7 protein-coding genes are annotated in these 6,254 nt (G+C 71.0%); 3 read left to right on the forward strand and 4 right to left on the reverse strand.

All coding sequences use genetic code 11. From position 1 onward, the window contains the following. Positions 1-1,121, reverse strand: a 1,121-nt coding sequence (locus tag K6I34_RS29060) for an ATP-binding protein (protein WP_308294071.1), incomplete at its 3' end; no start/stop codon positions are given. A gap of 17 nt (positions 1,122-1,138) precedes the next feature. Next, entirely contained in the window at positions 1,139-1,792 is a 654-nt protein-coding gene (locus tag K6I34_RS29065; protein ID WP_229330371.1) for a response regulator transcription factor, read from the reverse strand. 284 nt (positions 1,793-2,076) lie between these two features. Here K6I34_RS29065 and K6I34_RS29070 point away from each other — a divergent pair, with 284 nt between their 5' ends. Further along, complete coding sequence (locus K6I34_RS29070; RefSeq protein WP_229330373.1) at positions 2,077-3,258, forward strand: esterase family protein; 1,182 nt, start codon at positions 2,077-2,079, stop codon at positions 3,256-3,258. Positions 3,259-3,283: 25 nt separating this feature from the next. On the opposite strand, the gene K6I34_RS29075 is transcribed toward K6I34_RS29070, so the two are convergent. Further along, positions 3,284-4,345 (reverse strand): esterase family protein, encoded by a 1,062-nt coding sequence (locus K6I34_RS29075; protein ID WP_229330375.1) that lies wholly within the window; start codon positions 4,343-4,345, stop codon positions 3,284-3,286. A 241-nt stretch (positions 4,346-4,586) separates the two neighbouring features. On the opposite strand from K6I34_RS29075, the gene K6I34_RS29080 reads away from it, so the two are divergent. Beyond that, positions 4,587-5,261 (forward strand): ScbR family autoregulator-binding transcription factor, encoded by a 675-nt coding sequence (locus K6I34_RS29080; RefSeq protein ID WP_229330377.1) that lies wholly within the window; start codon positions 4,587-4,589, stop codon positions 5,259-5,261. 15 nt (positions 5,262-5,276) lie between these two features. Here K6I34_RS29080 and K6I34_RS29085 read toward each other — a convergent pair whose 3' ends face one another. Further along, positions 5,277-5,858 (reverse strand): TetR/AcrR family transcriptional regulator, encoded by a 582-nt coding sequence (locus K6I34_RS29085; protein ID WP_229330380.1) that lies wholly within the window; start codon positions 5,856-5,858, stop codon positions 5,277-5,279. 133 nt (positions 5,859-5,991) lie between these two features. Here K6I34_RS29085 and K6I34_RS38435 point away from each other — a divergent pair, with 133 nt between their 5' ends. After that, entirely contained in the window at positions 5,992-6,117 is a 126-nt protein-coding gene (locus tag K6I34_RS38435) for a hypothetical protein (protein WP_275127173.1), read from the forward strand. Positions 6,118-6,254 lie beyond the last annotated feature (137 nt).

Genomic DNA, 6,254 nt, shown 5'->3' on the forward strand with positions numbered 1-6,254 from the left:
GTCACCCGCAGTCCCCCGCCCTCGCGCGGCACGGCGTACGCCCGGCCGCCGTGGGCCCGCGCGATCGAGCGGACGATCGACAGGCCCAGACCCGCGCCCCCGGCCAGCCGTTCCCGGCCCGCGCCGCGGCGGAACGGCTCGAAGAGGGTCTCCACCTCGTGCGCCGGGACCCGCGGCCCGGTGTTGGTGACGGTCAGCCGCCCCGGCGTCACCTCGACCTCGACGGTGCCGCCGCGGTGGTTGTAGCCGACCGCGTTGCGCAGCAGATTGCCGGTCAGCTGCGCGAGCAGGACGCGGTTGCCGGTGAGCGGGGAGGCCGTGGCGCGCAGTTCGACGCGTACGCCCTCGCGTTCCGCGCGGTCCGCGACCGCCGCGGCCTCCTCCGCCGCCACCTCGGCGAGGTCGAGCGGATCGCGGCGGTCGAGGCCGCGCTCGCTGCGGGCCAGCACGAGGAGGCCGTCGATCAGGTGCTCCGAGCGCCGGTTGGTCTCCAGCAGCAGCGTCTTCGTACGGGCCAGCTCCTCCGGCGACGGGTCGCCGTCCAGGCCCACCTGGATGGCGGCGCGCTGGGTGGCGAGCGGGGTGCGCAGCTCGTGCGAGGCGTTGGAGACGAAGCGGCGCTGGCTGTCGAAGGCGGACTCCAGCCGCTCCAGGAGCGCGTCGATCGTGTCGGCCAGCTCCTTCAGCTCGTCGTCCGGGCCGCGCTGCCCGATCCGCTCGTGCAGATTGCGCTCGGAGATCCGGCGGGCGGTCGCGGTCATCGTGTGCACCGGCCGCAGCACGCGCCCGGCCGTCCACCAGCCCACCCCGACCGCCAGCAGCGCGGTGACCAGCAGCGCGAGTGCGGACCACAGCACGAGCTGGTCCGAGGCGGCGTTGCTGACCGACCCGGTGACCTCGTAGATCTTGGCGCTCGGGAGCTCCACCATGGTCCGGAAGGGCGCGGCCGCGTGCTGCCCCGGCCGCACCACCTCCATGGGAGCGGCGGTCCGGGCGATCGTCATGGCCTTCTCGCGCGTGCCCGCGCGGGACAGCACGTTCACCGTGACCAGCAGGGCCGTGCCCAGCACCAGGAACACCGCGCCGTACGCGACGGCGATGCGGGTACGGGCCGTGAGCACGGGCCGGCGCACCCCGCTCACAGGGCGTACCCGACGCCCTGCACCGTACGGATCAGCGGCGGGTCGCCGAGCTTGCCGCGCAGCTTGCTCATGGCCACCCGCACCGCGCCCGTGAACGGGTCGGCGTGCGCGTCCCAGGCCCGCTCCAGCAGCTCCTCGGCGCTGACGACCGCGCCCTCCGCCTCCAGCAGGATCTGGAGCAGGGCGAACTCCTTGGGGGAGAGGTCCAGCTCCCGGCCCTCGCGCTCGGCCGTGCGCCGCACGGTGTCCAGCCGGAGCCCGGCCCGCTCCAGCACGGGCGGCGCGGGGCGCGCGCTGCGGCGGCGCAGCGCGCGGACGCGCGAGACCAGCTCGGGGAACTCGAACGGCTTGGGCAGGTAGTCGTCGGCGCCCAGGTCGAGCCCGGCGACGCGGTCCTCCATGCTGCCCGCGGCGGTGAGCATCAGGATCCGCGTGCGCGAGCCGGAGGCCACGAGGCGGCGGGTGACGTCGTCGCCGTGCACGCGGGGCAGGTCGCGGTCGAGGACGACGACGTCGTAGTCGTGCAGGTCGAGGTAGGCGATGGCGGCGTCCCCGCTGTAGACCGTGTCCACGGCGAACCCGGCCCTCCGCAGCCCCGTGGCCACGAGCTCGGCGAGTATCTCTTCGTCCTCGGCGACCAGTACGCGCATGTCGGTGTCCATCCTTGTCGAGCCTTGTCGAGGCTTGTTGGGGTTCACCCCCTTCCAGCATGCGGTGTACCTCATGGGATGTTTCGCGGATGTCTCCGCCGCGGCCCCGCCGGGAAGGCGGCCGACGGGCGAACCACGTCGTAAGACCAGGACAAGCCCAGGACAAGAGCAGGGTAAGAAATAGGTCCTGGGCAACCCTGTCCACCCATTCCGGCCTCTTTATCGGAGAGCAGTGCTTTACCGAACATGAGTACCCACCACGGGGGCAGGGAGTTGAGAGCCGCATGGGTCTGACCAGTCGGTCACTCTTGTTTACGGTGGTGTTCGTGGCCGTGCTGTGCGTCGGTCTCACCGTATGGCTCTGGCCGCGCCTGGCCGGGCGCGGCGCGCTGCCCGTACTCGGCCGGCTCGGCTCGATCCTGGTGACCCAGCTGGCGATCATGTCCGTGGTGCTGCTGGCCGTGAACTCCGCGAACAGCTTCTACGGCACCTGGGGCCAGCTCCTCGGCCGCTACGACCGCGCGCCCGGCCAGGTCACCGCGGTGAACGACAACACCAACGCGAGCGCCGCCGCCGTCGACGTCGGCAAGGGCGGCCTGATCCGGCCCTCGGGCACCGAGAACACGGAGCACATGGGCCTGCCCGACGGGCCCAGGGAGCAGGTCGGCGCGGTGCAGTCGGTGCGCCTGGTCGGCCGCCGTTCCAATGTCGTCGAGCCCGCGTTCGTCTACCTGCCGCCGCAGTACTTCCAGAAGCAGTACGAGCGCCAGCGCTTTCCCGTGATCGTGGCCATCAGCGGTTATCCCGGCGGTATCGACAACCTCTCCAAATTCCTCCAGATCCCGAAGACCGCGAGCGAGCTGCAGGCGCAGAAGAAGATGCAGCCCACGGTGATCGTGATGCTGCGGCCGACGATCGCCCCGCCCCGCGACACCGAATGCGTGGACGTCCCGGGCGGGCCGCAGGCGGAGACGTACTTCACCAAGGACGTGCCCGAGGCGCTGCGCAGCGCGTACCGCGTCGGCCACGAGGCCAGCGCGTGGGGCGCCCTCGGCTACTCCTCCGGCGGCACCTGCGCCCTGGAGCTCGCCATGCGGCAGCCGAACGCCTACCCCGCGGCGGCGGCCCTCTCCGCCGACTACAAGATCAAGAACGATCTGACCACGGGCAACCTCTTCGGCGGCGGCGACGAGGGCAAGCAGCGCGAGCGCGAGCACGACCTGGTCTGGCGGCTGAAGAACCTGCCCGCGCCCAAGGTCTCCGTGCTCGTCACCAGCAGCAAGAAGGGCGAGAAGAACCTCAAGGAGACCGAGAGGTTCCTCAAGGCCGTCAAGGAGCCGATGAACGCCTCCAAGATCATCCTGGACGAGGGCAGCCACAACTTCACGACATGGCGGCGCGAGATCGGGCCGAGCCTGGAGTGGATGAGCAAGCAGCTCGTCTTCCCCCAGGACACCAACAGCTGACGGCGACGGCCGATCACGTGCCCGGTCACGACGGTCCTTCGTCCAGCTCCTCGCTCATCCAGGCGAAGGCCGCCGGGTACATCGAGATCCACGTGTTGTAGTTGTGGCCGCCCTTCGGCGCGACCATCGTCTTCAGCCGGACCTTGCTGCCCGCGGCCGCCCGCTGGAACTCCTCGATGTACGAGGGCGGGCTGTCGCGGTCCTGCCGGGAGGTCGCGAGGAACAGCCCGACATCGGCCTGGGTGTGCGCGACGAGCCACATGGGGCTGTTGTGCAGTCGCAGCGTGGAGTCGGGCAGGACGCCCCGGTCGCCGGTCAGCGGGTCGGGGTCGAGCGCGGCGCCCGCCCCGAAGACCTTGGGGTACTGGAGGGGCAGCTTGGCCGCGCAGTAGCCGCCGGTGGAGATGCCCAGCAGCCCCCAGTAGCGGGGGCCCTTCCCGGTGCGGAAGTGGTGCCGGATGAGGTCGGGGACGTCCTGGGAGAGCCATGTGGCGACCTTGTGGCCGGTGGTGTCCGTGCAGTCCGTGTCCACGCCACCGGGGTTGATGATCGGCACGACGAGGATGAACGGCCTGGTCTCCCCGGCCTTCAGCAGCTTCTGGAAGTCGCCGGGCATATGGCCCTGCTCCATCCACGACTGCGGCGAGCCGGGCACCCCGTGCAGCAGCACGACCACGGGGAACGCGGTCTTCCGGTAGCGCGGCTCGTCGTACTCGGGCGGGGTCCAGACCATCACCTGCCCGGAGAGCGCGGAGTGCGGCCCGCGCATGTACGTCTCCTGTATCCCGGCGTCCCCGCGCAGGAAGCGGGCGCGCTCCGGGGGCGGGCCGGGCATCGACACCGGCCCGGTGCCGCCGGGCCTGCCGAGCAGGTCGTCCCAGGAGGCGTAGAGCCCGTAACTGCTGTTGATCCAGGCCGCGACCACACAGATCGCGGTCGCCTGGCAGAGCCCGATCAGCACGACGCGTACCAGCCAGGCGAGCGGCCGCGGCCCCGGAATCCGCCCCCACAGCACCAGCGTCGCCAGCACGGCCAGCACGGTGGCCGCCACGAGCAGGGCGAAGAAGGCGGTGCCGGTGAGACTCATCCGTGCGGGCTCCTTCGGCTCGTCGGACCGGCCGCGGCCGGTGGTGCCGACCCTAGTGAACCCCCTCCGGGACGGGGGCCCGGACACGATGGCTGGTTCGCTCTCCTCCCTTGACGCGGGAGTCCTGCATACGCTCTACGGCGGCTGCGCGCGGGAATCCGGCGGCAGCGACATCGGCCGACGATTCGCCCTGCCGCCCACGACGCGGAGCGCGGGTCATTCAGCGATGCGGAGGCGTACCGTGGCAAAGCAGGACCGTGCGATAAGAACGCGGCGGACCATCCTGGAGGCGGCCGCGGTGGTGTTCGACGAGCGGGGCTACGACGCCGCGACCATCAACGAGATCCTCGCCCGCGCCGAAGTCACCAAGGGCGCGCTCTACTTCCACTTCGCGTCGAAGGAGGAGCTGGCCCACGCGGTGGTCCAGTCGCAGGTGTCCACCACACCCCTGTGCGCCGAACTGCCGCGCTCCTCCAAGATGCAGGAGCTGGTCGACATCGGTCTGATCTTCACGCACCGGCTGCTGACGGACCCGGTGCTGCGCGGCAGCGTGCGGCTCTCCATCGAGCACAGCGCCGCGGCGCCGCACCGCGCGGGGCAGTTCAGCGACTGGACGGCCCTGCACACGCGGACCCTGATGGAGGGCAAGGAGCGCGGCGAGGTGCTGCCGCACGTGATGCCGTCCGAGGTGGCGGAGCTGATCGTCGCGGCCTACGGCGGCATCAACGCCCTCTCGCAGACCGTGAGCGGCCGCCGTGACCTGGAGCGCCGGGCGATCTGTCTCTACGAGCACCTGATGCCCGGCGTCGCGGTGCCGGCCGTGCTGGCCCGGCTCGACATCGCGCCCGGCCGGGGCGCCCGCGCGCTGGCGGAACTGGAACGACAGCGGGCCGCCGCCCCGGCCGGGGTCACCTGAAAGAGCTAACCCGGGTCACGCCGGCCGGCCTGCCGACGAGCCGAGGGTCTCCAGGGCGACCTTGAGGAGCGCCTGCCGCTTCTCCTCGTCCGAGCCGCGCACGTGGGCCAGCGTGAACGCCCCGAAGTGCACGGTCAGCAGGGCGCTCGCGACCCGCATGTGCGTCTCGAAGTCGAGCTCGCCGGTGTGCATCAGCTCGGAGATGGCCTCCACCCGCTTGCGCAGTGTCCGCCCGATCGCCAGGTCGCGCAGGGTCGCCTGGTTCTCCTGGAGGATGTGGTAGATCGGCATGGCCGACCGCAGCGCCGCGCTGTAGCGGGTCATCAGCTCCCGCCTGGTATCGAGCGTCGGTGGCTGTTCCCTCGCCCAGGCGATGAGCTCGTCGACCGGTCGCCCGAGGTCCTCGGAGATCGCGGTGAGGATGTCCTCCTTCGTCTTGAAGTGGTAGTACAGCGCGGCCTTGGTGACGCCGAGCTCCTCGGCGATCTCCCGGAGCGAGGTCTTCTCGTAGCCGCGCGAGACAAAGAGGTCCAGGGCCGTTTTCTGGATGCGCTCACGGGTGTCGCTCCTGCGCGCCTGCTGAGGGGTGCTGCCCATGGTCTCTCCTGCTGTTGTCGGGAACCTGCCGCCCCCAGCCGAACCTACTTGACGCCCGGCAAGTTAGCAGCCTTCCGTGAGCGGATGGGTCGCAGGCCGTCGGCGCACACGCCGGGGGAGACGGTTGGAGATCATGCCGCAGGAGATGGCCGCCGCGGGGGCTGTGGCGACGACCGCGACACCACCGGCACGCAATACGTACATTGTTGTGGCCGTCATCGCCTATACGCTCGACGCGTTCTCCTCAACTCCGGTCTGAATCAGGCGCGATGAGGACATCCGGTCGGCGGGCGCCGACCGGATGCATCAGCTCACGACGGGGCGTGGGGGTGTGTCGTGCGGCTCCCTCTGTATCCGGGGGCTCCGCCCCCGGATACAGAGGGAGCCGCACGACAC

The sequence above is a fragment of the Streptomyces sp. UNOC14_S4 genome, from assembly GCF_020740835.1.
Classification (GTDB): Bacteria; Actinomycetota; Actinomycetes; order Streptomycetales; family Streptomycetaceae; genus Streptomyces.